The sequence below is a fragment of the Candidatus Palibaumannia cicadellinicola genome (assembly GCF_002855795.1).
GTDB classification, from domain to species: Bacteria; Pseudomonadota; Gammaproteobacteria; order Enterobacterales; family Enterobacteriaceae; genus Baumannia; species Baumannia cicadellinicola_C.
The window spans coordinates 1-1450 of record NZ_NJPO01000153.1; the positions used below are offsets into that span (position 1 = coordinate 1).

Sequence of the window (1450 nt, forward strand, 5' to 3'; positions counted from 1 at the left end):
GGCAGCTAGCTGGTATCTGCGACTGCGCAAAGCTCGGAGAGCAAGTCTCTTCACCTCGCACAGCGTGCCTTCTCCCGAAGTTACGGCACCATTTTGCCTAGTTCCTTCACCCGAGTTCTCTCAAGCGCCTTGGTATTCTCTACCTGACCACCTGTGTCGGTTTGGGGTACGATTCAATGTTACCTGATGCTTAGAGGCTTTTCCTGGAAGCTGGGCATCTGTCACTTCAGTACCGTAGCACCTCGTCATCACGCCTCAGTGTTAACAGCGACCCGGATTTACCAAAGTCACCCACCTACACGCTTAAACCGGGACAACCGTCGCCCGGATGACGAAGCCTTCGTCGTCCCCCCTTCGCAGTAACACCAAGTACAGGAATATTAACCTGTTTCCCATCGACTACGCCTTTCGGCCTCGCCTTAGGGGTCGACTCACCCTGCCCCGATTAACGTTGGACAGGAACCCTTGGTCTTCCGGCGAGCGGGCTTTTCACCCGCTTTATCGTTACTTATGTCAGCATTCGCACTTCTGATACCTCCAGCAAACCTCACAGTTCACCTTCAACAGCTTACAGAACGCTCCCCTACCCAACAACGCCTAAGCGTCGCTGCCGCAGCTTCGGTGCATGGTTTAGCCCCGTTACATCTTCCGCGCAGGCCGACTCGACCAGTGAGCTATTACGCTTTCTTTAAATGATGGCTGCTTCTAAGCCAACATCCTGGCTGTCTATGCCTTCCCACATCGTTTCCCACTTAACCATGACTTTGGGACCTTAGCTGGCGGTCTGGGTTGTTTCCCTCTTCACGACGAACGTTAGCACCCGCCGTGTGTCTCCCGTGATAACATTCTTCGGTATTCGTAGTTTGCATCGGGTTGGTAAGTCGGGATGACCCCCTAGCCGAAACAGTGCTCTACCCCCGAAGATGAATTCACGAGGCGCTACCTAAATAGCTTTCGGGGAGAACCAGCTATCTCCCGGTTTGATTGGCCTTTCACCCCCAGCCACAAGTCATCCGCTAATTTTTCAACATTAGTCGGTTCGGTCCTCCAGTTAGTGTTACCCAACCTTCAACCTGCACATGGCTAGATCACCGGGTTTCGGGTCTATACCCTGCAACTTAACGCCCAGTTAAGACTCGGTTTCCCTGCGGCTCCCCTATACGGTTAACCTTGCTACAGAATATAAGTCGCTGACCCATTATACAAAAGGTACGCAGTCACACCCATAAAGAGTGCTCCCACTGCTTGTACGTACACGGTTTCAGGTTCTATTTCACTCCCCTCGCCGGGGTTCTTTTCGCCTTTCCCTCACGGTACTGGTTCACTATCGGTCAGTCAGGAGTATTTAGCCTTGGAGGATGGTCCCCCCACATTCAGACAGGATGTCACGTGTCCCGCCCTACTCATCGAGCTCACAACCTGTGCATCTTCGTGTACGGGACTATCACCC

The 1450-nt window shown here is 53.0% G+C and carries 1 rRNA gene; it reads right to left on the reverse strand.

The features are described from left to right. Positions 1–1450, reverse strand: a 23S ribosomal RNA gene (locus tag CEX73_RS02850); the annotation flags it as partial.